At 52.3% G+C, this 23724-nt stretch carries 23 protein-coding genes; 11 read left to right on the top strand and 12 right to left on the bottom strand.

The features are described 5' to 3' along the window. Positions 1 to 110: 110 nt before the first annotated feature. Entirely contained in the window at positions 111 to 815 is a 705-nt protein-coding gene (locus tag DDY07_RS17145) for a hypothetical protein (protein ID WP_171696755.1), read from the bottom strand. A gap of 302 nt (positions 816 to 1117) precedes the next feature. Here DDY07_RS17145 and ubiD point away from each other — a divergent pair, with 302 nt between their 5' ends. The 3 genes from ubiD (at position 1118) to DDY07_RS17130 (ending at position 5048) form a co-directional block, all read left to right on the top strand. Then, on the top strand, positions 1118 to 2581 hold the full coding sequence (gene ubiD / locus DDY07_RS17140) for a 4-hydroxy-3-polyprenylbenzoate decarboxylase (protein ID WP_171696754.1): 1464 nt from the start codon (positions 1118 to 1120) through the stop codon (positions 2579 to 2581). 40 nt (positions 2582 to 2621) lie between these two features. Further along, complete coding sequence (locus tag DDY07_RS17135) at positions 2622 to 3758, top strand: PP2C family protein-serine/threonine phosphatase (RefSeq protein WP_171696753.1); 1137 nt, start codon at positions 2622 to 2624, stop codon at positions 3756 to 3758. A gap of 207 nt (positions 3759 to 3965) precedes the next feature. Next, positions 3966 to 5048, top strand: coding sequence for an HD domain-containing phosphohydrolase (locus tag DDY07_RS17130; RefSeq protein ID WP_171696752.1), 1083 nt, complete (start codon positions 3966 to 3968; stop codon positions 5046 to 5048). 20 nt (positions 5049 to 5068) lie between these two features. Here DDY07_RS17130 and DDY07_RS17125 read toward each other — a convergent pair whose 3' ends face one another. The 6 genes from DDY07_RS17125 to rlmKL all read right to left on the bottom strand — a co-directional run bounded on the left by DDY07_RS17125 (position 5069) and on the right by rlmKL (position 11851). Further along, positions 5069 to 6304 carry a heme biosynthesis HemY N-terminal domain-containing protein gene (locus DDY07_RS17125; RefSeq protein WP_171696751.1) on the bottom strand — a complete coding sequence of 412 codons (1236 nt, stop codon included), beginning with the start codon at positions 6302 to 6304 and terminating at the stop codon, positions 5069 to 5071. Positions 6305 to 6316: 12 nt separating this feature from the next. Next, positions 6317 to 7483, bottom strand: a complete 1167-nt coding sequence (locus DDY07_RS17120) for a uroporphyrinogen-III C-methyltransferase (RefSeq protein ID WP_171696750.1) — start codon at positions 7481 to 7483, stop codon at positions 6317 to 6319. Then, the gene (locus DDY07_RS17115) at positions 7467 to 8249 is read right to left on the bottom strand and encodes a uroporphyrinogen-III synthase (protein ID WP_171696749.1); all 783 of its coding nucleotides are present in this window, start codon (positions 8247 to 8249) and stop codon (positions 7467 to 7469) included. The genes DDY07_RS17120 and DDY07_RS17115 overlap by 17 nt, the downstream gene beginning before the upstream one ends. Beyond that, entirely contained in the window at positions 8246 to 9172 is a 927-nt protein-coding gene (gene hemC, locus DDY07_RS17110) for a hydroxymethylbilane synthase (protein ID WP_171696748.1), read from the bottom strand. Before hemC ends, DDY07_RS17115 begins: the two co-directional genes overlap by 4 nt. 214 nt (positions 9173 to 9386) lie before the next feature. Next, positions 9387 to 9659: an acylphosphatase gene (locus DDY07_RS17105; protein ID WP_171696747.1), complete on the bottom strand. Its 273-nt coding sequence runs from the start codon at positions 9657 to 9659 to the stop codon at positions 9387 to 9389. Next, positions 9656 to 11851 (bottom strand): bifunctional 23S rRNA (guanine(2069)-N(7))-methyltransferase RlmK/23S rRNA (guanine(2445)-N(2))-methyltransferase RlmL, encoded by a 2196-nt coding sequence (gene rlmKL / locus DDY07_RS17100; protein ID WP_171696746.1) that lies wholly within the window; start codon positions 11849 to 11851, stop codon positions 9656 to 9658. The genes DDY07_RS17105 and rlmKL overlap by 4 nt, the downstream gene beginning before the upstream one ends. A gap of 415 nt (positions 11852 to 12266) precedes the next feature. Here rlmKL and DDY07_RS17095 point away from each other — a divergent pair, with 415 nt between their 5' ends. Next, on the top strand, positions 12267 to 12842 hold the full coding sequence (locus DDY07_RS17095; protein WP_033158609.1) for a chemotaxis protein CheD: 576 nt from the start codon (positions 12267 to 12269) through the stop codon (positions 12840 to 12842). Between the two features lie 682 nt (positions 12843 to 13524). Then, the gene (locus DDY07_RS17090; RefSeq protein WP_171694354.1) at positions 13525 to 14490 is read left to right on the top strand and encodes an IS110 family transposase; all 966 of its coding nucleotides are present in this window, start codon (positions 13525 to 13527) and stop codon (positions 14488 to 14490) included. Positions 14491 to 14544: 54 nt separating this feature from the next. Here DDY07_RS17090 and DDY07_RS17085 read toward each other — a convergent pair whose 3' ends face one another. The 3 genes from DDY07_RS17085 to DDY07_RS17075 form a co-directional block, all read right to left on the bottom strand. Further along, positions 14545 to 15192, bottom strand: coding sequence for a hypothetical protein (locus tag DDY07_RS17085; protein WP_171694355.1), 648 nt, complete (start codon positions 15190 to 15192; stop codon positions 14545 to 14547). 690 nt (positions 15193 to 15882) lie between these two features. Then, positions 15883 to 16368, bottom strand: a complete 486-nt coding sequence (locus DDY07_RS17080; protein ID WP_033158556.1) for an FKBP-type peptidyl-prolyl cis-trans isomerase — start codon at positions 16366 to 16368, stop codon at positions 15883 to 15885. Between the two features lie 36 nt (positions 16369 to 16404). Then, positions 16405 to 16995, bottom strand: a complete 591-nt coding sequence (locus tag DDY07_RS17075) for a hypothetical protein (protein ID WP_171696745.1) — start codon at positions 16993 to 16995, stop codon at positions 16405 to 16407. 66 nt (positions 16996 to 17061) lie between these two features. Here DDY07_RS17075 and DDY07_RS17070 point away from each other — a divergent pair, with 66 nt between their 5' ends. Further along, a complete protein-coding gene (locus DDY07_RS17070) occupies positions 17062 to 17694 on the top strand; it encodes a PilZ domain-containing protein (protein WP_171696744.1) in 633 nt (210 codons plus the stop codon). Positions 17695 to 17719: 25 nt separating this feature from the next. Here the strand turns inward: DDY07_RS17070 and DDY07_RS17065 are convergent, their stop codons facing one another. Together DDY07_RS17065 and cyoE are read right to left on the bottom strand one after the other, a co-directional pair. Further along, on the bottom strand, positions 17720 to 18718 hold the full coding sequence (locus DDY07_RS17065; RefSeq protein WP_171696743.1) for a glycosyl transferase family protein: 999 nt from the start codon (positions 18716 to 18718) through the stop codon (positions 17720 to 17722). After that, positions 18715 to 19605 carry a heme o synthase gene (gene cyoE / locus DDY07_RS17060; RefSeq protein ID WP_171696742.1) on the bottom strand — a complete coding sequence of 297 codons (891 nt, stop codon included), beginning with the start codon at positions 19603 to 19605 and terminating at the stop codon, positions 18715 to 18717. The genes DDY07_RS17065 and cyoE overlap by 4 nt, the downstream gene beginning before the upstream one ends. Before the next feature lie 107 nt (positions 19606 to 19712). Between cyoE and DDY07_RS17055 the strand changes: the two genes are divergently transcribed. Genes DDY07_RS17055 through DDY07_RS17035 form a run of 5 tightly spaced genes read left to right on the top strand, consistent with a single transcriptional unit; the run spans position 19713 to position 23717 of the window. After that, complete coding sequence (locus DDY07_RS17055; RefSeq protein WP_171696741.1) at positions 19713 to 21083, top strand: pitrilysin family protein; 1371 nt, start codon at positions 19713 to 19715, stop codon at positions 21081 to 21083. After that, on the top strand, positions 21073 to 22371 hold the full coding sequence (locus DDY07_RS17050) for a pitrilysin family protein (protein ID WP_171696740.1): 1299 nt from the start codon (positions 21073 to 21075) through the stop codon (positions 22369 to 22371). Before DDY07_RS17055 ends, DDY07_RS17050 begins: the two co-directional genes overlap by 11 nt. Before the next feature lies 1 nt (position 22372). Continuing rightward, a complete protein-coding gene (rsmD, locus tag DDY07_RS17045) occupies positions 22373 to 22957 on the top strand; it encodes a 16S rRNA (guanine(966)-N(2))-methyltransferase RsmD (protein ID WP_171696739.1) in 585 nt (194 codons plus the stop codon). Between the two features lie 26 nt (positions 22958 to 22983). Then, positions 22984 to 23469, top strand: a complete 486-nt coding sequence (gene coaD / locus DDY07_RS17040) for a pantetheine-phosphate adenylyltransferase (RefSeq protein ID WP_171696738.1) — start codon at positions 22984 to 22986, stop codon at positions 23467 to 23469. 2 nt (positions 23470 to 23471) lie between these two features. Continuing rightward, a complete protein-coding gene (locus tag DDY07_RS17035; protein WP_171696737.1) occupies positions 23472 to 23717 on the top strand; it encodes a YfhL family 4Fe-4S dicluster ferredoxin in 246 nt (81 codons plus the stop codon). The last annotated feature ends 7 nt before the right edge of the window (positions 23718 to 23724 follow it).

Here is a 23724-nt window from a genome sequence, read left to right as displayed (position 1 = left end):
GTTAGCTTGTATGGTTATGGATTTTTCACATTCGGAGTACATCGCGCCGAGGGTGCTACTTATTGCCATCGGCACAAAAGTGCCTTCACTACGCTGGACGTTAGTGCTTTTTACCAGGGTCTATCGACGATAACCGCTTTGTAAATTCCAGACGAAGTTTTAGAAAAGCCATTATAAAAAATCGCAGACTTACCCAATCTAATCCAATTACGGTAGACATAGCGTAACTCTCGGGTCGTGACGTTGTAATTAAAATCGCCTAACTTATTCAAAAGGTCGCTAATATCTCCCATCCCATCTAAATGAAAGTGAATACGTCCTCCATTTTTAACGGTATGTTCTAAAGCCACTTTAGACCAGCGAGTACCCAACTGAAACATGGCGCCTTCACTATTATCGTCGGAAATACTAGAAGTTTTTTTGTTGGTCGCGCCGAACTTATATTTTTCATCTCCTCCTACATCGACGCCGCTAATCTTCGCTCCTACCGGATATTGCGTGTTCTTTGGGGCCTTTCTGCCACCTACTTCTTCAAAAAAAGTCAAAAAACCTGATACGTCACTATCAGATGGATTGTCTTGCCACTTATTCCAAAGCGTTTCGGCAACAATACCCCCGCGTTGATTCAAATCGATTGCGCGAGGGCCGTATGTATTAATATCGCCATCATTGACAATCGCCGATACGTCCCCATTGATGCCGAAGTGGGTGTCGAATTTTCCTAGCCCTCCGCTCGCCAAGTCTTTTTCTGGAATTGGACGTCCCGCATAAGTTGCAGGACGAAAGCCACATACATCAGTTAATGCAAATCCCATAACAAATCTCCACGAATAAAATTAAACCTTTCTTTCGGGACTAGCTCTCAAATGCTGCTCCGACATCTACGACTGTTAACGCGGCAAGCTGACCCCTCGTCAAAAGTATGGCACGGGTTCGATTTCTGGCAATGGAATAATCAAATGTAAACGGTTCGGATTAAAAAAATTAGCTCATAAGAGATCATAGTCTAATTACTTGTCTCTTTGGTTTTCTCGTCTAGCTTAACTCGGCGTATGATTGCCGCTTTAATTTTGCATCCCATGGCACGAAGTTCGGCCACCCCCTTTAAGGACCATGCATGAAATATAGAGATTTACGAGACTTTATCGCGCAACTGGAAAAGCAGGGCGAACTGAAGCGCATCAAACAGGAAGTCGATCCGGTGTTGGAAATGACGGTGATATGCGACCGGGTGTTGAAGCAGGGCGGTCCGGCTTTGCTGTTTGAAAATCCGAAAGGGTCCAACATTGCCGTGCTCGGTAACTTGTTCGGCACGCCGAAGAGGGTCGCGATGGGCATGGGAGCCAAAGATGTGTCCGAATTGCGCGGTATCGGCGAGTTACTGGCTTATCTGAAAGAGCCGGAGCCGCCGAAGGGCATGAAAGACGCGCTGGAAAAATTCCCGGTATTCAAACAAGTGCTGAATATGGCCCCAAAAATAGTCAGCTCCGCACCCTGTCAGGAAGTGATTCGGGTCGGTGACGAAGTCGATTTAAGCGTTTATCCGATTCAAACCTGTTGGCCGGAAGACGCCGCGCCTTTGATCACCTGGCCGCTGGTGATTACCAAAGGGCCGAACAAAGACCGGCAGAACCTGGGAATTTACCGCCAGCAAGTCATCGGCAAAAACAAAGTCATCATGCGCTGGCTGGCGCATCGCGGCGGCGCATTGGATTTCAAGGAATGGCAGCAAGCGCATCCTGGCAAGCCGTTTCCGGTTGCAGTGGCTCTAGGAGCGGACCCGGCGACGATATTGGCGTCGGTCACACCCGTGCCGGATTCTCTGTCCGAGTATGCCTTCGCGGGTTTGTTGCGCGGCAGTAAGACCGAAGTGGTCAAATGTTTGTCCAACGATTTACAAGTGCCGGCCAGTGCGGAAATCGTGCTGGAAGGCTTCATCTATCCTGGCGAAACCGCGCCGGAAGGGCCGTACGGCGATCACACCGGTTATTACAACGAAGTCGATGAGTTTCCGGTGTTTACCATCGAGCGTATCACCCAACGGCAGGTGCCGATTTACCATAGCACCTACACCGGCCGCCCGCCCGATGAACCGGCTATTTTGGGTGTGGCCTTAAATGAAGTCTTCGTGCCCATCCTGCAAAAGCAGTTTCCGGAAATCGTTGATTTCTATCTGCCGCCGGAAGGCTGTTCCTATCGGATGGCGGTGATCAGCATGAAGAAACAATACGCCGGTCACGCCAAGCGGGTGATGCTGGGCACCTGGTCGTATTTGCGCCAATTTATGTACACCAAATTTGTGATCGTGGTGGATGACGATGTCGATGTACGCAATTGGCAGGACGTGATTTGGGCGATTACCACCCGCATGGACCCGGCACGCGATTTGACGATTTTGGAAAACACGCCTATAGATTATCTGGACTTTGCTTCGCCGGTGTCGGGCTTGGGGTCCAAGGTCGGTTTCGATGCGACCAACAAATGGCCGGGCGAAACCAGCCGGGAGTGGGGACGTCCGATTGTAATGAGTGAGGATGTCATCAAAAAAGTCGATTCTATGTGGGATACCCTATTTAACTAGGGTAGACTGCCGGTTCGATTGAATAACGGTACAGTTCCTAATGAAAATATTGGTTGTCGACGATATCTACGAAAACAGGCTATTGCTCGACAAATTACTGAGCAGGATGCAGCATGAAGTCATTTTGGTCGAAAATGGGGAGCAGGCGGTTCACGCTCTGGCCAGTGTAAATCCCGATCTGATTCTGATGGATATTATGATGCCGGTCATGGATGGCCTGGAGGCTATCAAAGCGATTAGAGAGCGAACCCTGGACAAGTGGGTGCCCATTTTTGTGCTCAGCGCGCTAGCCGATGACCAAAATGTCTTGGATGGGCTGCAAGCCGGTGCTGACGACTATCTGCAAAAACCGTTCAGTCGCGCTGTTCTTGCCGCTAAATTGGGTTCGGTGCAGCGTGTGATCGATATGCAAAATCTGATTATTGCCGATACTCAGCTACTTAAAGCCTATCGCGACGAAAACGAAGCGGAGCAGCAGTTTTTACAGAGTATTTTTGAGAGGTTAATTAAACAGAGCGATCTGAAAGACGATCATTTGCAGTTTTGGTTATTGCCGGCCAAACGCTTTAGCGGCGATTTGATTTGCGCCAGGCGCGTCAGTAAGCAACAAATTTATTTTATGCTCGCCGATTCGACCGGCCACGGCTTGGCGGCAGCGTTACCGACGGTGATTGTCAATCAGGCATTCCAGGCGATGACGAAAAAGGGCTTGGCCGTACCCATAATCGTCCGCGAGATCAATCGCCTGGTGCACAGCCAGATGCCGACGGGCCGTTTCGTGGCTTTGGTATTGGGCATGATAGATGCTGAAAAAAAGTCGGTGGAGTTGTGGAATGGCGGCTTACCCGATGTTTATGCGCTGGATGGCGATGGCAAGCCGGTTCACACCTTTCGTTCCTCACACCCCTCTGCCGGCATTCTCGATAACCGGCAATTCGACGATACTTGCGAAATCTGGCATTGGCGGGAGCCTTGCGAGTTATTTATGTACTCTGATGGCTTGACCGACACCCTGGGTCCTGACGGCGGTTTATTCGGCCAAGAGCGCGTCCTGCAGATTCTCAGAACGGCGCCGCCTGGCGCTGAAGTGGCGGCGATCCAACAGGCCCTGGAAGCGCATATGCTGAACCGGGAAGCGCAAGACGATATTTCCTGTATGGCCATTCGCTGCCGCTGAATATTTCGACGTTGGGCCGGCTGGTTTTTATTTCTGGAATCTTTTCGGCTGTTAGATTGAATGCTGGCGTCAGGCGGTAAAAAGCAGACTCAACTAATTTGTCTATACTGAGAATCTCGCGGATAACCCATTCAGCAGGCACGGCTCGGTACGAGTCGGACTGCTAGGTTTTCGCTCCCAACTTCATGATTCTTTGAAAACAGCAACGTGGACTTAAAACAGCATATTCTGCAAGCCGCCATTCTCATCGTCGACGACGAACCCGCTAACGTCAAATTGTTGGAAAAAATTTTGCAGCGCCAGGGTTATCGGAATATTCAATCGACCTGCGATTCTCGCGAAGTGACTTCTCTGTGTGATACCACGCGATTCGATGCCTTTTTGTTAGACATCCGCATGCCGCATTTAAGCGGCTTCGATGTCATGGAACAATTGCAACAGCGTTTCAGAGACGACTATTTACCCGTGTTGGTGCTCAGTGCGCAACCGGACATGGAGACCCGCTTGAAAGCCTTGAGTTTGGGGGCTAAGGACTTTTTGACCAAGCCCTTCGATCAACTGGAAGCCGTTACCCGCATCCACAATCTGCTGGAAGTGCGCTTGATGCATAATCAGATACGCGATCAAAACCGTCTTCTTGAACAACAGGTTAAAACCAGAACCGACGAATTGTATCGTACTCGTCAGGAAGTCATACGCAGACTGGGGCTGGCCGCCGAGTATCGGGATAACGAAACCGGCAACCATATCATTCGCATGAGTAAATATGCGCAGTTGTTGGCTTTGGCGTATGGCTTAACTGAGCAGGAGGCGGAAATTGTTCTGAATGCGGCGCCGATGCACGATATTGGTAAGATCGGTATTCCGGACCGGATTCTGTTAAAAACCGGCAAGCTCGACCCCGAAGAATGGCGGATCATGCAGACCCATGTGCAAATAGGCGCCAATATTTTATCCGGCTCGCCGACCGAGTTGATGCGGGCCGCGCGTACCATAGCGCAACATCATCATGAAAAGTGGGATGGCACCGGCTATCCGAATGGCTTGCGGGAAGAAGATATATCGATTGCCGGCAGAATTTGCGCGCTAGCCGACGTATTTGACGCGCTGACGTCGCAACGACCGTATAAGCCGGCCTGGGCGGTAGAAGAAACGTTAGCTTATATCGCCTCGGAATCCGGCAAACACTTCGACCCTAAATTAGCGCCGCTGTTAAAAAAGAATTTGCCGGAAATTTTGATTATCAAAAGCGAATATGCAGACGCCGAGGTTATTCGGGATTTGAACTGATCGCGGGTTGTTTTAAGTATTTAAGCTGTGCGAATCGATTCCACACCGCTGATCAGCTCGGCTGACGCCAACTCCATGCCGCGTTTGAAATAATCGCAGGCTTGATCCTTGTCGCCTTTGCTAAACAATAATTCGCCCAATAATTGATAGGTCGCCACCGACGCTTCGGTATTCAGGCTTTTCAACAAATATTGTTCGGCTTTCTCCATTTGCTCGGCTTTCAAAGCCAACTTGCCCAGCACTCTTAACAATACAGCGTTGCTGGGGTAAACCGCCAGCCATTGTTCGACCGACTGCAATTGCTTGGCCTTATCGTCGGCTTCAATATTGGAAACCAACACCAGCAAGGTGTCGTCCCAATGCCGGCCCAATTGCTTGAGCATCGCCGATTCCACGCTACTGCCGGCGCCGGCGGCAATCATTGCCGCAAAATAGATGTTGGCGATACCCGGTAGCACTTTAATGTGATCAGGGATGCCTTCCCAGCAGGTTTGGATCGCTTGGCGGTCACCTTGGGCGATGGTTTGTTTCAGCAGGCGGCTGAAGGTTTCGGTTTCCAGCAATTTTACTTCGGTTTCCATCAACACTTTATGCTGTTGCAGCGAAGGCAGTATCTTGCTCAAGCCTTCCCAGTCGCCCAGATGTTGATACGCCTGATGCATCATTTTCAACACCCGCGCATGGCCCGGATTGATTGAGTGCAATTTGCCCAGGGTTTCCAAGGCTTGCTCGAATTGTTTTTCAGACAGATGCAGTTCGGCTTGGGTCAAGCCGACGGTCATATTGGTGTCCGAGGATTGTTCGCTGGCTTTTTGCAGATACTCGTCGCGCTTGTCCAGTGCGCCGCGCGATTGCGCTGCTCTGGCGGCAGTCAGATAATGCAGCAAAGGTGCGCCACTATGCGCGGCATGCTTGATCAGCACTTTCTCCGCGCGCTCCCAATTACCGTCTGCCGCATCGAATAAGCCGGCCACCAGGGCTTCCTGCGAGCGGTTGAAACGAATATTGCGGCGGCGCTTGGCAAATTGGTTGGGCATGCGAATCAACACGCCCATCAAGCGGAAAAAATTGTAAAGAACGAAAAAACCGATTACTTGCGCGACGGCGAATACGGTCAAAGAGGTTTCCAGCGACCAGTGGCCGAAACCGATTAACACATAACCGGGATCGTTTTGTTTGACCAGCCAGCTGTGCAGCAAAAACGCCACCAGAACGGCGCAAAGCAAGGAGCCTAGAAAATACATGAGATTTTTCATAATGCCACTCGCTTATTGCTGGCCGGCAGAGGGTATTGCCGGCGAGGCCGTTTCCGCTGGCGGATTATTCAGCACGGCTTTATCGGATTCGATACGCAATTTACTAATGTCTTTCAATAGCTTCAACGACCCGCTGACATCCGGATATTGGCTGCGGATTTGCACACTCGCCAGTTTGTCGAGTTCAGCCACGAAGTTATCGGTTTGCTGATTTTCCGCGAAATTTTTCTTTAGCCATTGTTTGGCGTCGGCGATGCTGCTGGCAAACAAGGTGTCGTTTTGTTGCACCAGGGCAATTTCGATCATTTCCAGCCTGACTTTCAGCTGCTGCTTGATAAAGTGCGCTTCTTCCGGGGTCAGGATGGCGTTGACAGGTTGTTCGGTGTGACGCAGCACCACGTAACCTTCCAGTTGTTTGGCTACGGTGCTTAAAATTTCATGACCGTGTTCGGACAGGTCGCTGTTGGGTTCAGGTTTTTCCGGCTGCTTGCCGGCATGCGGCAGAAACACCGATAAGCTTTCTACGGCATCCTGTAAATGTTGAATGCCGCTGTAGATGCCGACGATATCCGGCACGGTGGCGCCGTTTAACAAGGCAATTTCCTTGGCAATTTGCTCGCGAACTTTAAATACCGCCGCATCGCCACTTTCTCTAAGCCTTTGGTCGGCCGCTTCCAGCGCTTCGCGGGTGGTGGTGACGTCACCGACCAAATGCAAACGCTGATTGGCAACGGTCAACAGATATTCGGCATCGGCCAGTAGCCAGTCGCCGCGGGTTTTACCCAGCTGCCGTTGCAAAGCCACAATGGAGGCTTCCAGCTCTTTGCGAGTGGTGCCCAGGCGTTCTTCATGCAGTTTGGAAAAGTCGGCCAAGGTTTCGTTGAAATGGTTGTCTTTGCCGGTCATTTCGGCATTGACGTTGGCGATTTGCGTTTGCACGCCATTCAACTGTTCGCGCAGGCCGTTAAGTTCTTTGTCCAGTTCCAGTATCTTCAGGTTATCTTGATTGTTTTCGGTATCTTGACTGAAGCGCAATTGCTGGAAAAAGAAAAAACCCGCACCCGCCAAAGCAATCACCAATACGATAGAGGTGATGCCTATCCACAATCCGGCGTGAGACTTTTTAACCACCACTACCGGAGCTGGATTTTCTTGTTGTTCTTCAATTACTTCGGCCACTGTTTTCCCCGTTCAATAACGTCGTCAAGGTCTCTAAAATCGCTGCATCCGTGGGCTGTGCGCTCACTGCAATCTGTTTAAATCCGAAATCTTCGGCCGCTTGGCCGATCCGCTCGCTCATGACGACTAAAAGTATCGATTTCAATAATACTATCGACTCATCATCCAGCATCGCCAACAAATTTTGTAACGCTTCGACGCTGGTGATCGTCACGGCATCCAGCCGCCCTTGGGCTATGTCTGTCCGCAATTCCGTGTTGTCCGCAATCGGCTGTTGGCGGCTATACACTTCCAGATAACTCGCTTCCGCGCCGCGGCTGCGCAAGCTCTCCGCCAGTTTCTCCCGGCCACCGACACCACGCACAATGACGCAACGCATGCCGGATACAGCTTGTAATTCAGGTTCAGCCAACAAGCCTTCGCTGTTGAATGCGCTGGCCGGCACGCAATCCACCGGCCATGCCGCTTGCTGCAATGCGTTGGCGGTTGCGGCGCCGACAGCCGCGACTTTGAATTTGCGCAAGGCCGGCATTTTGCCACCGAACGCCTTGATAGCAAAATCCACCGCGTTGGTGCTGGTAAAAATCAGCCAGTCGCTGGCGACGGCTTGGCTTAACAACTGCGGATCGGGCTGGGTTTCGACGATTTCCAGTGTTGGAAAGCGTATTGGCACGCCGCCCTGTTGTTCAATCAAATGACATAAATTCTCAGCCTGCGCGGCGGGCCGCGTTACTAGAATGCGTGCGCCGTTTAAAGCCGAATTCACTGGTATAGCTCGCGCAATATCCTGTCCGCGCCTTGCGCTAATAAATCCTCGGCCACGGTTTTGCCCAACGCTTCGAAGTCACTGAGGCTGCTTTCCGCCTCGGCTCTATATAACAAAGTGCCGTCGGGGCTGCCGACCAGGCCGCGCATCAATAATCGCTCGCCTTTGATTTCGGCAAAACCGGCAATCGGTACTTGGCAGCCGCCGTTGAGCCGGGCGTTCATCGCCCGCTCGGCGCCGACCCGGATGCTGGTGTCCTCGTCGTGCAATACCTTTAAATACTCGTGAATCTCGGCGTCGTCGATCCGGCACTCGATACCGATAGCGCCTTGGCCCATCGCTGGCAGGCTTTCTGTCGGCTGCAATTGAGCGGTGATTCGTTCGCCCATTCCCAAACGTTTCAAACCGGCCGACGCCAGTATGATTGCATCGTATTCGCCGGCATCCAGTTTAGCTAGCCGCGTGTTGACGTTGCCGCGCAAACTCAGGATTTCCGCATGCGGGAATTTTTCCTTGATTTGGCATTGGCGGCGCAAGCTGGAGGTGCCAATGCGCGCGTTAGCGGGCAATTCGGCTAGGCTGCGATAGTGATTGGAAACAAAAGCGTCAGTCGGATCTTCGCGGTCCATGATGACTGCTAGATGTAAGCCTTCCGGAAACTCCACAGGCACGTCTTTCATGGAATGCACCGCGATGTCGGCTGTACCTTCCAGCATGCCTTGTTCCAATTCTTTCACGAACAAGCCCTTGCCGCCGACTTTGGCTAGCGGTGCGTCGAGAATTTTATCGCCGCGGGTGACCATTTTGACCAATTCGGTTTGTAAGCCGGGAAATGCTTGTTGCAACCGGGCCGCGACATGCTCGGCCTGCCACAAGGCCAGCGGGCTTTGCCGGGTAGCGATACGAATAATTCTGTCTGCCAAAAGTGCTCCTGCCGATTGCTGGCGGGCGTCTAAACTGCGCCCTTTGTTGAGAATAAATGTTCGCTATTGTAATCCGATTTGGGTGGGAAGGTGCTTAGAAGTTGTTTGCATAGATAACTAGTAGGAAACCGTTTGCTAGGTTAAAGATTGAGACGCGGTTATTGATTTGATCGAATCAAAATTTCACGCATTCTCATGCCTGACATCAGAGCAACTATCTAACCTCAAACGCCTCAAAGTGCTCGCCAGCATCATAAGAGTTGGCGAGCACTTCGGAAACCTTGGCCAATATCGGCCCTTTATGGCACCACGTCACCAGTTTTTGCAGGTCGTCAGGATGGCCGCCGGCGACGATTTCCACCGAGCCATCGGCCAGATTTCTGACAAAACCTTTTATATTCAATTTCACAGCCTGCTTCTGGGTATAGGCGCGAAAATATACGCCCTGCACCCGGCCCTTGACGATGATGTGTAGACACTCGCTCATCGGCTAATCCTCCAGCAATAATGAATTTTTTGATCGCGGGCGAAATCTTCCGGAATGGTTTGCGCGCTGATGTCTGCTATCCGCAAATCCGCCAAAGCCTGTCTGTCCAGCTTGAAGCGGCGGAAGTTGGTGGAAAAATACAGTACGCCATCCGTCGCAAGCAGGCTGGCCGCATGGCGTAGCAAGTGCAGATGATCGTTCTGAATATCAAACGCTTCGTCCATTTTCTTGGAATTGGAAAAGGTCGGCGGATCGAGAAAGATCAGATCGAACTGCGGCTTGTCTTTGGCGCCGGCTTGCTCCGCCAGCCATTCCACGCAATTGGCGCGCAGCAGTTTGTGATCGCCTTGAATGCCGTTCAAATCAAAATTGCGCTTGGCCCAGTCCAGATAGGTATTGGACATATCCACCGTGACGCTGGATGCCGCGCCGCCCACCGCTGCATGCACGCTGGCGCTGCCGGTGTAAGCAAACAGATTCAGGAAGCGCTTGCCCTTGGCTTGTTGTTGTATCATCAAGCGGATTGGCCGGTGATCCAGAAACAGGCCGGTGTCCAGATAATCTTCGAAGTTCACCCAAAACTTGCAGCCACCTTCTTCGACCACATGAAAGCGGCCGGACTCGCCCTGCTTTTCGTATTGATCGGTACTTTTCTGCTTGCGGCGGATTTTTAAAAACACCTGCTCCTTGGGTATCTCCAATACTTTGGGAATTTCCACCATCGCCCCGGCCAGGCGTTGGTTGGCTTTGGCCGGATCAATGGTTTTCGGCGATTCGTATTCCTGGACGTTGACCCAAGTCTTGTCCCCCTGATAAACGTCAACCGCCACCGCGTATTCCGGCAAATCGGCATCGTACAGCCGGTAGCAACTGACCTGATTTTGCTTGGCCCATTTGCCGATTTTTTTCAGATTCTTGCGCAGGCGATTGGCGAACATCTCCGCCTGATTGTCAGGCTGCTCGGTTTCGGTGCGCCGGCTGATTTGTGCTATGCGTTCTTGCTGGGATTTGGCTTTGGGTTCGAAAAACGTTTGCTCTTCGATATTAAAGCGTAGCAACTTGCACTCCAGCGCGCCGTTGAACAAGGTAATCGGCTTTTGCGAACGTACGCCCAATCTAAAACCCAATTCCGGATTGCTGATGATCATCGCCACCTGCCAGCCGACGAAACGCTGTTTCAGTACCTCTCCAAAGCGGCGATACAGCTCAGAGGTTTCCGCCTCGTCGCCCAGTCGTTCGCCGTAGGGCGGGTTACAGGCGATCAGGCCTTTGGGCCAACTTTCCGCCGCTGTGGCATCGCCGATGTCGCGCCGTTCGATATGAATCTTGCCTGCCAAGCCGGCGTTTTCAACATGCTGTAAGGCGGCTACCACGGTACGCCGGTCCTGATCGAACCCGACGATCACCGGCATTTTACTCAAGCCAACATCCCGGCGCTGCTTGGCTTCGTCCAGCAGGCTTTGCCAAAGCGCGGCGTCGTGTTTTTTCCAACCCAAAAAGCCGAAATAATCGCGCTGCAAGCCCGGCGCATAATCGGCGGCAATCATCGCGCCTTCTAACAACATGGTGCCGGAGCCGCACATCGGGTCGAGTAGCGAACCGCCTTGTTCGGCGATTTTCGGCCAGCCGGCGCGCAGCAAAATTGCTGCCGCCAGGTTTTCCTTGATGGGCGCAGCAATGTTGACGTCACGGTAACCGCGTCTGTGCAAACTCTCGCCGGATAAGTCCAGACTGAGTTGGGCGGTTTCGTTGTGTAGATAAACATTGACGCGAATGCTGGGCCGGTCGGTGTCGATATTAGGTCGTTTATTAAACTTGGCACGCATCTGATCGACGATGGCGTCCTTGACTTTCAAGGCGCCGAAATGAGTGTTGTTGATGGCCGGATTGTTTTTACTGCTGAATGATACCGCCAGACTGTCGTCGGGCTTGATATGCTCGAACCAGTTGATTTTTTTGACGCCATCGTACAAGTCTTGCTGCGACTTGACCTCGAAACTGCTCAAGGGCAGAAACACCCGGTTAGCCGTACGCGACCACAAACAAACCCGGTAAGCCAGCGCCAGATCGCCATCGAAGGAAACGCCGGCCATTTTTTCGCGGACGTTTTGGCCGCCCAGGGCTTTGATTTCGTTGGCAAGGATGCCTTCCATCGCTTTAGGCGTGGTGGCAAAAAGTGGGTATTGGCTCATGGTTGACGGCTGGGTACGGAATGGCTGGCTAGGATACTAAAATGTGCTGCGACTGCGGCGGATATTTTTATAACAAAATTGCAAACCACGGTTCCATTCGACATCGTTCGCCCGGTCTGCCGAACGATATGCCGGTGATGACTTGGGTTGGGGTAATAGCAAGTGCGCCAATCGCGAGCGCTACGCACCACTCCGGCTCGTTGCTCGTTCTGACTGTCGATAGCCCGGGTGCTTGTGTCTCGGCGCGCTGAGACAGATACCCAATCAATCAATAGTTGTCGAAGCGGTTTACAATCGCTTCGGCAAGGTCGCGCGCTGAAATGCTAAAGATTTGAGGTGGAAACCAAATTTTATAGTGGCCGGCTTATTGCTTGATAAGTATTAATGTTCTGCAACTCTCAAGATGGTCCTGGCTATGCACCCGCAAAAATACTCCGAAACCTACTACGACCCGCACCAACGCATCCGCGCCTGCAAAATCACTCCCGGCGAATATTGTGTCACCAATTCCGGCGAGCTTATTGTTACCGTGTTGGGGTCCTGCGTGATTGCCTGTATTCGAGATAGGCGGCGGGGCATAGGCGGCATGTATCAATTCATGGTGGTGAACGTCAACGAAGACCAGCCGCTCAATCAACGCATGGAGAACATGGCTAGTAACGGCATGGACAATTTCATCAAGCACCTGGTCGGCATGGGTGCGGAAGAGAGCGAGCTGGAAGCCAAAGTGTTTGGCGGCGGTAATATTCTTAACGGCATGCAACGCAACAATGTCGGCGCGCGTAGTGCTCAGTTCTTACGCAGTTATTTGGCCGGTCGGAACATTCCGGTCCTCGCTGACGACATGCTCGGTATCTATCCCCGCAAGGTGTATTTCTTTCCGGAAACCGGGGAAGTGTTGGTGAAAAAGCTCAAGGATATAAAAAACGAAACTATCTTGCAGCGGGAGCAGGAATATTCTCACAGGCTGTTTGCTAGGGTGTTGGCGTAGGGGTGTTTTTTTTGGTTAGGCTTGTTGGGGTTGTGTCGCTGGCGCGACGGCTTGATTTAATGTCGGGTCTCGGCCCGACAGCCGAGATACTTTCTTTTGCTCCGCCAAAAGAAAGTATCCAAAGAAAAGGCGGCCCGGATGCCGCTTGTTCCCTGCGCTCCGAAGCTTTCGACGGGGGTTGCCGAAAGGGGCTTCCTGCCCCTTCGTCAACGCGCCGCATCCCTGCGGCGCCCCTACGGGCTGATCCCGTCAAAAGCTCCGGTGCTCGGCGCGGCATACGGGAGACGCCCACTGGTAAGCTCGAAAGCTTTAACAATATTTTTGTATGTGGCGGAGTAGCTCCGAATAGCGAAGCGTATTCGGAGGAAGGAGGAGTATTCCAAGCATTCTTTGGCAGGGCATACCCTAGATGGGCTTTAATTCAACATGCGTCCGATTACGCTGCGCTAATCGGACCTTGTATTATCCACCCGTGTTTTTCAGGAGATAATGAAATCTCGCAAAACATGCCTGAGGGGCACCTCAGGTTTGGGTCACTGGATGCCGTATCGGACCTTGGACTATTGAAGCCCGAGACGTAGACCCCTGCAGCAGTGACCCACCCTCGATCAACGATCGGACAGTCTCTTCGGCCCGGATTCCGGCAGCCTGCATTCACAAGGTAGATCATTTGAGGTTTTCAATGTCCCATTTTTATCTCGGTATCGATGTTTCAAAAGCCAAGCTGGATTGCTCATTACGCTTGTCCAACGGTAAGTTTCGCGCCAAAGTGGTTCCCAATTCGCTTGAAGGCTTTACAGCTTTGTTGACGTGGCTAAACGCCCAAAAAGCTGAATCCGTGCAGGTCTGCATGGAAGCGACCGGCATTTATTGGGAAGACGTTGCTCAGCATCTGGCAACCAACGGCTTAACTGTCAGCGTCGTCAATCCGGCACAAATCAAAGCTTATGGCGCTTCACGGCTCACCCGCAGCAAGACCGATACGGTCGATGCTAAACTCATTGCCGATTTCTGCGCCGAACGCAAACCATCCGCTTGGCAACCCCGTTGCGAGGCGGAAGTCACGTTACGCGCACTAGTGCTGCGCCTGGACGCCCTGCAAACCATGCGCACCCAAGAAAGCAACCGTTTGCAGGTGGCTCGCGAAGCGGTGCGCGAGGACATTCAGCAGCATCTGAATTGGCTGGATACCGCTATCCAACAATTGATCGACGCCATCAATGATCACATTGATCGCCATCCCGATCTCAAGCAACAGCGCGAATTACTCGACAGCATCCCCGGCATTGGCGAGCGCACCAGCGCTATTATCCTAGCGTTCTACGCCGATACCTCGCGCTTCGCCAATAGCCGACAAGCCGCAGCCTTTGCCGGACTCGATCCTAGGCAATACGAATCGGGTAGTAGTATTAAGGGCAAACCCAGACTCTCCAAAATAGGCCACTCGTTCTTGCGAAAAGCCATGTATATGCCAGCCATGGTCACATTGTATAAAACCGCCTGGGGGAAACAATTCAGGAACCGATTAGCCTGCGCCGGTAAGCCCAATAAACTCATTATCGGCGCCATGATGCGAAAATTGATTCATGTGGCGTTCGGCGTCTTAAAATCCGCCAAACCCTTCGATTCGGCTATTCATTTGGCTTGACTTGGATAACAGTATCTACCGTGCTACCGTGCTACCGTGCTACCGTGCTGCGGGCTAAGGCCATTTTTTCTTTCTAAGAACATATGCTCTATCGTCCCAAACCCATTCGAGAAACTCTTGCATTTGAGGAAATGGAGGCTCTCGGTTTTCGCACGCATACGCCTTGTGGCTAATGTCGGATGTTAGGTCGCGCAGTTCTGTAAGCATCTTTATTATGTAAAGGACGGCGTAGCGAGCCGCTTGATCATGAAGTCCGGGAAGGGCCAATGCTTGCTCCGTCGTGAGCGCCTGTTTGTCTAGTCCTTGCATTAAAGTAAACGCCTTCCCAGCAAGCGCGTTGGATGCTGCGTTTGCTTGCGAGAGTATCCGGTCCCGCTTCGTTTTGGATACGTCTTTCCTGAGAATTGACATCATCACATTGTTCCAGTGCTCAAGAGGATCTATCTGCGTTTGCAGTCCGCTCAAGGCATCTAGGTTGTGATATCTGGTTGTTTGTGCAAAGTCGTTTAGTAAAGCCAGAATCTCGGCAGATATTGGCTCAAGGTTTTGTATTGGAGTGAGTTTCGAGTTTTCTGCTGCTGAAATTGAGACACACGAATCATACAGACTGACAATGTCGTGACCGTATTCCTTCAATTTTTTTCGAGACGGAACTGCAAGCTGGTTCATTATCATGTGGTCCATGATGATGATTGCTTTCATCAGTCGTTCCAAGCCTACCGATATATTCAACAATGCTGCGTAGAAGGCTCCTTTGTTGTGGACGTTGGCTCGTCGAAGTTCTGATAAGCCCGTCGCTAGGCATGAGCTGATGAGGTAACCCTCTTGCTGGAGTAATAGGAATGAGGGTGGAAATATTGGAGGGCTGGTCATGTTTGTTCGTATGTCAAACGGGAGATTAGATGGTTTCTTTATATATTCCTTGGTTGGACAATTTTCCCTTTCTGCGAATTCAAGGGGGCAGTCTAGCTAGAAATTTGTTTTTAATAGCCGAATTGTCTTTCGTCCCTAAAACAACATGTTTTCATAAGGAGGGTTAAAAATCGATTTAGACTGGGCAGACTTTCGATTTTGGGATAGGTTTTACCCCGTATGCCGCGCCGAGCACCGGAGCTTTTGACGGGATCAGCCCGAAGGGGCGCCGCAGGGATGCGGCGCGTTGACGAAGGGGCAGGAAGCCCCTTTCGTCAACCCCCGGCAAAAGCGAGGAGCGCAGGGAATAAGCGGCGTCCGGGCCGCCTTTTCTTTGGATACTTTCTTTTGGCGGAGCAAAAGAAAGTGTCTCGGCTGTCGGGCCGAGACCCGACATTAAATCAAACCGTCGCGTCAGCGACACCGCAACTAAAGTCTTAAGTCAGCAAACAAACCGTTAGCTAAAAAGACCAAACAAACTCAGTTGACCTTAATCAACTCAACATCAAAAATCAACGCCGCATTAGGCCCAATATCCCGTCCCGCACCACGCTCACCATAAGCCAGGTTAGAAGGAATAAAGAAACGGTATTTCGCGCCTTCTTTCATCAACTGCACGCCTTCGGTCCAGCCCGCGATAACGCGGTTCAGAGGGAATGTGGCGGGTTCGCCGCGGCCGTAGGAGCTGTCGAACTCCTTGCCGTCGATGGTGGTGCCTTTGTAATGGACGGTGACGTTATCGGTGGCTTTGGGTTGGGCGCCGGTTCCTTCGGTGAAGACCACATATTGCAGGCCACTGGCGGTGGTTACCACGCCGGCGGTTTTGGCGTTGTCGGCCAGAAATTTTTCCCCGGCGGCTTTATTTTCGGCTGGGGTTGGGGCGTTGGCGTTGGCCAGTGAGAACATAGCAAATCCTGTAATAAATGCGATTAAAATGGCGATGACACGTTGTTTCGTGGATTTCATGAAAACTCCCGATAGATGATTGGGGCGGCTAGTTTATCAGTTTTTTTGTTCCAGCTCCTGCCGGCAGCTTGCCAGTTGCGCGTCGTAACGCAAGGCGCGCTGATGGACTTTTTGCGCGGTATTCATCAGCCATTGCTTGGATAAAAAGCTGTTGCGCTGATAGCCGCCTAAGCCTTCGTGATAGGTTAAATACAGATTGTTGGCGTCTGAGGTGGGGATGCCCAGCTTGCGGTTGCTGGTGGCGCAATACCAAGCCACAAAGTCGCAGCTGTCGGCAAAATCTTCTCTATCGGCCCAGCCGTTGCCGGCTTTTTGCTGATAGTCCGCCCAGGTTTCGTCCTTGGCTTGCGGGTAACCGTAAGCGCTGCTGGAACGAAACCAAGGGATAAAGCCGAGAATCAATGGCCGGGGCGGTTGGGCGTCAGCGACGAAGCTGGATTCCTGATGGATGATGGCCATCTGCACCGCAATGGGCACGCCCCAGCGCCGCGCGGAGCTTAAGGTTGCTTGATACCAGTCGTCTTTTTCCCGGAAGATTTGACAGATATTTTCCGGGTTTTTTGGTGGCATGGTTGTACACGCCGATAAAACGGCTAGACTAGCCAGACAAATTAATCTGCTTTTCATATCCCAATAAATTAGATTGCTAAAAGGATTTACCTTTAAAAAGCCCTGCCAAACAGAAGGATTATTATGCCAACAACCGAAAAACGCGCCTATCGCAAAAACCTGGCTAGCCAAGGATTGCTGTATTTGGGCTTTGAAGAGCACGAAATTTGGGTCGTGAATCTGTCGCTTTCCGGCTTGCTGGCAGTGCTGAAGGTCGAGCCGCAGGTCAATGGCATCAAAGACATTTTTAATGCTTTGCAAGTTTCGCCGATAGTCGATTTTTATCTGCCGAGCATGCGCTTGGCTGGAGAGGCGGAAATGGTGCGCGCTGAAGCTACCGAGGGCGGATTTGAAATTGCCATCGAGTTTCGCAACCTGTCTTACGATACCGATAATTTACTCTACAGCCGCCGCGCTTACCGCAAAAACATGACCGCGCCCGGGCATATTGTCTTCAACGGCAATGATTATGCGTTTAATACCGAAAATGTCTCGGTGGACGGTTTGATGATACGCATGCTGGGCAGAATTGAAGTGGTGGACGGTACGGTGGCCAAATTCGATTACAAGCACTTGAATCTGGAAGGCGAGGTTAAGGTAGTTTGGGTCGATCACGACGAGATTTCCACGCTGATGGGCTTGCAGTATCTGCATTTGCAGCGCGACTATATCAAGGGTATTCCAAACTTTAGCTACCCGCCTCTGGAAGCCGGCTAGAACTGCGGGTTAAACCGTCGGCCACTCAAAAACGTTGCCGGTTACGCGCCTGCCAAAATTCGGTCGCCAATTGCTGAGCTTGTGCTTGGTCATCGGCTTTGTCCAGCAGCTTCAACGCAACGGCGGCAGTCGCTATCACGGTTGCTTCGCCGAATTCGTCGTTAAGCTCTCCGCGCCAGCATTGCGCCAATAACTTCGGGTCCATGTCTTCGGCTTTCATGTGCCGGCGTTCGAATAGGGCCGGCCAGGTCTCGTCGTTAAGTTCGCCGTTATTGACACTTTGCACCAGACACTCGACGTCCGGATTGCGCTCGGTTTCGCCGCCTTCGCCTTTTAACACCGCCATGTATTTCTGGTCCAGTAACAGCGCGGCTTTTTGATGAACCTGTCGGTAGCTGGGATGAAAGATGCCTTGAATGCTGGCCGTGGCGTCGAACGGATTCAACAATCTGACCAATGTATGCACCGGCGAACGCAAGCCCATCACCGGCCGCAGATTGATCATGTCGAACAGTTTCGGGCATATATATTCCAGCGAGAGATAGCTGAAATTGTCTTGCTGCAATTGCTGGCCGGCTTCGGTTATTGACGTGGCAGCCTTGATGCCTAATGCTTGCAGCACATTTTCGGTGTACAAACGCCCTTCGGTATGGCCGCCGGCGCCGTGCATGAAGACCCTGATGCCGTTCTCGGCCAGCAGTGATGTGGATAATAAAAACCAGGGCAGATGGCGGCGTTTGCCTGCGTAGGACGACCAATCCAGATCGACAGCTACTTTGGATTCGAAGGCGAAGCTTTCCCGCGCGGCTTGCACGAAGCCGGCCAGCTCTTCACAGGTTTCTTCCTTCACCCGCATCAGCATCAAAAATGCGCCGAGTTGAATCGGCTCGACCTGGCCGTCGGCCAAGATCATTTGCATCGCCCGATAGGCCTCGTCTTGGGTTAGAGGCCGGGCGCCTTTTTTGCCCTTGCCGAGTATCTTGATAAATTCCGCGAACGGATGTTCCTGGGTCAACAAGCTCATGAGAATGACAGTGGAAAATAATGATCGATCAGCAATGCCGCGAAAATCAGCATCAGATAAACAATGGAGTAGCCGAAGGTGCGCATCGCGGTTTTATTGTCTTTTTTACGCATCATTTGCACGGCGTAATAGATAAAACCCAAGCCTAATACCACGGCGGCCAGCAAATAAATCACGCCGCTCATGCCGGTTAGATAGGGCAGCAGCGTACTAATCAGCAACAAAATGGTGTAAAGCAAAATCTGTAGGCGGGTGAATTCGACGCCATGCGTCACCGGCAGCATCGGGATGGCAACTTTGGCGTATTCGTCTCGTTTGGCGATAGCCAAAGCCCAGAAATGCGGTGGGGTCCAAACGAAGATAATTAAAAACAGCAACAACGCATGCGGATGCACTTCGCCGGTAATCGCCGCCCAGCCCAACACCGGCGGCGCTGCGCCGGCCGCGCCGCCGATGACGATATTCTGTGGCGTTAATTTTTTAAGGTATACCGTATAAATCAGCGCGTAGCCGATCAGCGACAAAAAGGTCAGAAAGGCGGTCAATACGTTGATTTTGATGGTCAATATCGCCATCGCTACAAGGCCGATAAAGCTGGCGAATACCAATACCTGATGAGAGTTCAAATGACCGGTGGGTAGTGGTCTATTCTTGGTGCGGCCCATTTGCGCATCGGCTTTTTGGTCGATGAAGTGATTGATCGCCGCTGCCGAGGATGCTGCTAGGGCGATGCCTATGCTGCCGTAGAAAAAGTTATCCAGCGGCGGCATGCCCGGCACGGCCAGCAACATGCCGACGATGGCGGTAAACACGATCAATGCCACAACTCTGGGCTTACAGAGTTCTAAGTAGTCTTTCCAGGATAGCGCTGAAGTGGTGTCGGTCATCAAGTACCAAATAGATTTGCGGGTCTTTAAACATATAGAATAACAGTGAACCATTGATTATTAAAATAATCACAAGCGCTCACCATCTTTTAGTCAACGAGGGATTTATGAACTATAGGCTCGCGGCGTTAGCGCTGCTTTGCCCTGCTGTCGCGGCGCATGCCGAGGCCGGCAAGGTACACGAACATGTTTTCAGCAACGGCTTGAAACTGCTGGTAAAGGAGGACCATCGTTCGCCGGTGGTAGTATCGCAAGTTTGGTACAAGGTCGGGTCCAGCTATGAACCCGGTGGCATCACCGGTATCTCACATATGTTGGAACACATGATGTTCAAGGGCACCGCAAAATATCCGGCCGGCGAGTTTTCCCGGATCATCGCCGAAAACGGCGGTAACGAGAATGCCTTTACCGGCCAGGATTACACGGCTTATTTCCAAACCCTGGAAAAATCGCGCCTGGAAATCAGCTTTAAACTGGAAAGCGACAGGATGCGCAATCTGGATTTGAAAGCCGAAGAATTAAAAAAAGAACTGGAAGTGGTTACCGAAGAAAGGCGGATGCGTACCGACGACCAGCCGCGTTCCAAAGTGCATGAGCAGTTCATGGCGACGGCGTTCACCAACAGCCCCTACCAAAACCCGGTAATCGGGTGGCCGTCCGACATCGCCAATTATAAAGTCGAAGACCTGCAAGCTTGGTATCAGCAATGGTACGCGCCGAATAACGCCACGCTGGTGGTGGTGGGCGATGTCGATGCGCTGCAAGTGGAAAAACTGGCCGAGCAATATTTCGCGCCGCTGCAACCCAGCGTGTTGAAACCGGTAAAACCGCAAGACGAAAGTGAGCAACACGGCGTACGTCGGATTACCGTAAAAGCCCCCGCCAAACTGCCCTACCTGATGATGGGCTATAAAGTCCCGGTACTGAAAACCGCCAAGCCGGAATGGGAGGCGTACGCGCTGGAAGTGCTGGCGGGTGTGCTGGACGGCGGCGATAGTGCCCGCTTGTCTTCGCGGTTGGTCAGGGGCAAACAAATCGCGGTATCGGCCGGTGCGGGTTACGACTTCACTTCGCGCTTGCCTGAGGTGTTCCTGTTGGAAGCGACCCCCGCCGAAGGCAAAACCGTATTTGATCTGGAATACGCTTTGCTGGACGAGGTATATCAACTCAAGAACCAGTTGATCGACAAGGACGAATTGCAACGCATCAAGGCTCAAGTATTGGCCAGCGCGGTCTATCAGAAAGACTCCAACTTCTATCAAGCCATGCAATTGGGCACGCTGGAAACCGTGGGTATCGGTTGGCAAAAAGCTGACGAGTATGTCGATAAGATCAATCAAGTCACCGCCGAGCAGGTCAGGGAAGTGGCGCGTAAATACTTGATCGAAGACACGCTCACCGTCGCTTATCTCGATCCGCAGCCGATAACTCAAGCCGCCAAACCTGCAAAAGCCATAGGAGGCCATCATGCGTTTTAATTTAATGGGTTTGGTACTATTGCTGTTGAGCCAGACCGTCTGGTCCGCCGCCAAAATCGAAAACTGGCAAACCCCGCAGGGCAGCCGGGTTTACTACGTGCGCACCGCCGGTTTGCCGATGGTGGATGTGCGGGTGGTATTCGATGCCGGCAGCGCCCGCGACGAGGCGAAGTTCGGCGTCGCCGCGTTGACTTCCGCCTTGCTGGATAGTGGGGCCGGCGACTTGAGCGCCGATGACATCGCCCAGCGCTTCGAATCGGTAGGCGCCAACTATTCAGCTGGTGTCAATGAAGATATGGCTTGGCTGGCGATACGGACCTTGACCGAAAAAGCCTTGTTCGACAAAGCTTTGGCGACCTTCGAAACCGTATTGAGCAAGCCGGCCTTTAATCAAGCCGATTTCGAGCGGGAAAAAGCCCGCACCTTGGCTGGTTTGAAACACCGGGAAGAATCACCGGGCGAATTGGCCGGCATCGCGTTTAACAAAGCCTTGTATGGCGATCATCCCTACGCCCATCCCGAGACCGGCGTGGTGGAAACCGTGGCCGGTTTTAGCGCTGACGATTTGAAAAGCTTTTATCAAAAATACTATGTGGCTGCTAACGCGATGGTGGTCATCGTCGGTGACGTCAGTCGCGAGCAAGCCGAGCAGACCGCTAACCAGTTACTGAGCAAGTTACCGGTTGGCAGTAAGCCTGCCGAAATTCCGGTGGTGACGATGCCTAGCAAAGCCAGCAAACAGCACATCGAGTTTCCGTCCACGCAAACCCACGTACTGGTTGGCTTGCCCGGCACCTATCGTAAGGACCCGGACTATTTCGCCTTGTATGTAGGTAACCATATTTTGGGGGGCGGCAGTATGGTGTCAAGGTTATTCGAAGAAGTGCGGGAGAAGCGCGGTTTGGCGTATGGTGCTTATAGCGTGTTTGCGCCCTTATACCGGCAGGGGCCGTTCATGATGAGTTTGCAAACCCGAAACGATCAAACCGAACAGGCTTTGGATGTGTTGCTGAAGACCTTCAACGAGTTTCTGGATACAGGCCCCAGCGATAAGGAACTGACCGCCGCCAAGCAAAACATCACAGGTGGTTTTGCGATGCGCTTCGATACCAACAGCAAGCTGACCGATTACGTAGCGATGATTGGGTTTTATCAGCAGCCGCTGGACTATCTGGATACCTTTCAGAGCAATGTCGAAGCTGTCAGCATCGAGCAAATCAAGGATGCGTTCAAGCGCCGGGTAAAACCGGAGTTGTTGCAAACCGTGACGGTCGGTGCCGGTAAATAAAATGTCTAACCAAATCCGCATCATCGGCGGCGAATGGCGCAGCCGGCAAATCGTATTCGACGACGCGCCGGGTTTGCGGCCGACGCCGTCGCGGGTGCGGGAAACCTTGTTCAACTGGCTGCAAGCCGACATCCTGAATAGCCGCTGCCTGGACCTTTACGCCGGTAGCGGCGCGCTTGGGGTGGAAGCTGCCTCGCGGGGTGCCAAGCACGTGGTGCAAGTGGAAAACAACCCTGGCAGTTGCCAAAAGCTGCGCGAGAACATCGCCAAATTGGCGGCGACACAGATTGAGGTGGTGCAGCAAGACGTTGGGCAATTTCTAAACGCGCCGGCTCAACCGTTCGACTTGGTGTTCCTCGATCCGCCGTTCGGGCAAGGTTTGATCGGGCAGACCTGCCGACTATTGGACGCCCAAGGCTGGCTGGCCGATTACGCCAAAATCTACCTGGAATGTGAGCGCAAGCGGCCGTTGGATGATCTGCCGGCCGGCTGGCGATTGTTGAAAGCCAAGACGGCCGGCGAAGTCAGCTACCACCTGCTGCAAAAGCAATCGGATACTTTTGCCGCGGCGAATGGTTTAAAATAAGCCGCTTTTGCCTGTTTCCAAAGCCGATGAACATTACCGCGATTTATCCCGGCACCTTCGATCCCATCACCAACGGTCATCTGGATCTGATCCACCGCGCCTCCCGGCTTTACCAACATGTGATTGTTGCCGTCGCGGTCAGCCGCGGCAAACAGCCACTGTTTTCCTTGGAAGAGCGCGTGGCGTTGATTCAGGAAGTGGTCACGGAATTCAGCAACGTCCGCGTGATTGGCTTCGACACCTTGTTGGTCGAATGTGCCAAGCAACATCAAGCCAGCGTCATCATCCGCGGCTTGCGTGCAGTGTCGGATTTTGAATACGAATTTCAATTGGCCGGCATGAACCGCCGTTTGTCGCCCGATATTGAAACGGTGTTTCTGACCCCGGCCGAACAATACGAATTTATCTCGTCCAGCATGATCCGCGAGATCGCCCAATTGAACGGCGATGTGTCCAGCTTCGTGCCCGATGTGGTCAAACAACGCTTAACCGAAAAATTTTCCGAGGAGTAATTATGGCGCTCATTATCAGCGACGACTGTATCAACTGCGATGTCTGCGAACCGGAGTGCCCGAACGGCGCCATTTCGCAAGGCGATGATATATACGTGATCAACCCGTCCCTATGCACCGAGTGCGTCGGTCATCATGACAAGCCGCAGTGCATGGAAGTTTGTCCGGTGGATTGTATCGATAAAGATCCGGATGTGGTCGAGGACAAGGACAGTCTGTACAAGAAGTATTTGAAACTGACGAGTTGACATGCGT

The sequence above is a fragment of the Methylomonas sp. ZR1 genome, from assembly GCF_013141865.1.
GTDB lineage: Bacteria > Pseudomonadota > Gammaproteobacteria > Methylococcales > Methylomonadaceae > Methylomonas.
The sequence above is the reverse complement of the archived record's forward strand: the minus strand, read 5'-3'. Positions and strand labels throughout refer to the sequence as shown.

Bases quoted from the DNA above. Each gene is read 5' to 3' on its own strand.
- DDY07_RS17145 (WP_171696755.1), bottom strand. From the start codon at position 815: ATGGGATTTGCATTAACTGATGTATGTGGCTTTCGTCCTGCAACTTAT.
- ubiD (WP_171696754.1), top strand. From the start codon at position 1,118: ATGAAATATAGAGATTTACGAGACTTTATCGCGCAACTGGAAAAGCAG.
- DDY07_RS17135 (WP_171696753.1), top strand. From the start codon at position 2,622: ATGAAAATATTGGTTGTCGACGATATCTACGAAAACAGGCTATTGCTC.
- DDY07_RS17125 (WP_171696751.1), bottom strand. From the start codon at position 6,304: ATGAAAAATCTCATGTATTTTCTAGGCTCCTTGCTTTGCGCCGTTCTG.
- DDY07_RS17105 (WP_171696747.1), bottom strand. From the start codon at position 9,659: ATGAGCGAGTGTCTACACATCATCGTCAAGGGCCGGGTGCAGGGCGTA.
- rlmKL (WP_171696746.1), bottom strand. From the start codon at position 11,851: ATGAGCCAATACCCACTTTTTGCCACCACGCCTAAAGCGATGGAAGGC.
- DDY07_RS17095 (WP_033158609.1), top strand. From the start codon at position 12,267: ATGCACCCGCAAAAATACTCCGAAACCTACTACGACCCGCACCAACGC.
- DDY07_RS17090 (WP_171694354.1), top strand. From the start codon at position 13,525: ATGTCCCATTTTTATCTCGGTATCGATGTTTCAAAAGCCAAGCTGGAT.
- DDY07_RS17085 (WP_171694355.1), bottom strand. From the start codon at position 15,192: ATGAAAGCAATCATCATCATGGACCACATGATAATGAACCAGCTTGCA.
- DDY07_RS17080 (WP_033158556.1), bottom strand. From the start codon at position 16,368: ATGAAATCCACGAAACAACGTGTCATCGCCATTTTAATCGCATTTATT.
- DDY07_RS17075 (WP_171696745.1), bottom strand. From the start codon at position 16,995: ATGAAAAGCAGATTAATTTGTCTGGCTAGTCTAGCCGTTTTATCGGCG.
- DDY07_RS17070 (WP_171696744.1), top strand. From the start codon at position 17,062: ATGCCAACAACCGAAAAACGCGCCTATCGCAAAAACCTGGCTAGCCAA.
- DDY07_RS17065 (WP_171696743.1), bottom strand. From the start codon at position 18,718: ATGAGCTTGTTGACCCAGGAACATCCGTTCGCGGAATTTATCAAGATA.
- cyoE (WP_171696742.1), bottom strand. From the start codon at position 19,605: ATGACCGACACCACTTCAGCGCTATCCTGGAAAGACTACTTAGAACTC.
- DDY07_RS17055 (WP_171696741.1), top strand. From the start codon at position 19,713: ATGAACTATAGGCTCGCGGCGTTAGCGCTGCTTTGCCCTGCTGTCGCG.
- DDY07_RS17050 (WP_171696740.1), top strand. From the start codon at position 21,073: ATGCGTTTTAATTTAATGGGTTTGGTACTATTGCTGTTGAGCCAGACC.
- rsmD (WP_171696739.1), top strand. From the start codon at position 22,373: ATGTCTAACCAAATCCGCATCATCGGCGGCGAATGGCGCAGCCGGCAA.
- coaD (WP_171696738.1), top strand. From the start codon at position 22,984: ATGAACATTACCGCGATTTATCCCGGCACCTTCGATCCCATCACCAAC.
- DDY07_RS17035 (WP_171696737.1), top strand. From the start codon at position 23,472: ATGGCGCTCATTATCAGCGACGACTGTATCAACTGCGATGTCTGCGAA.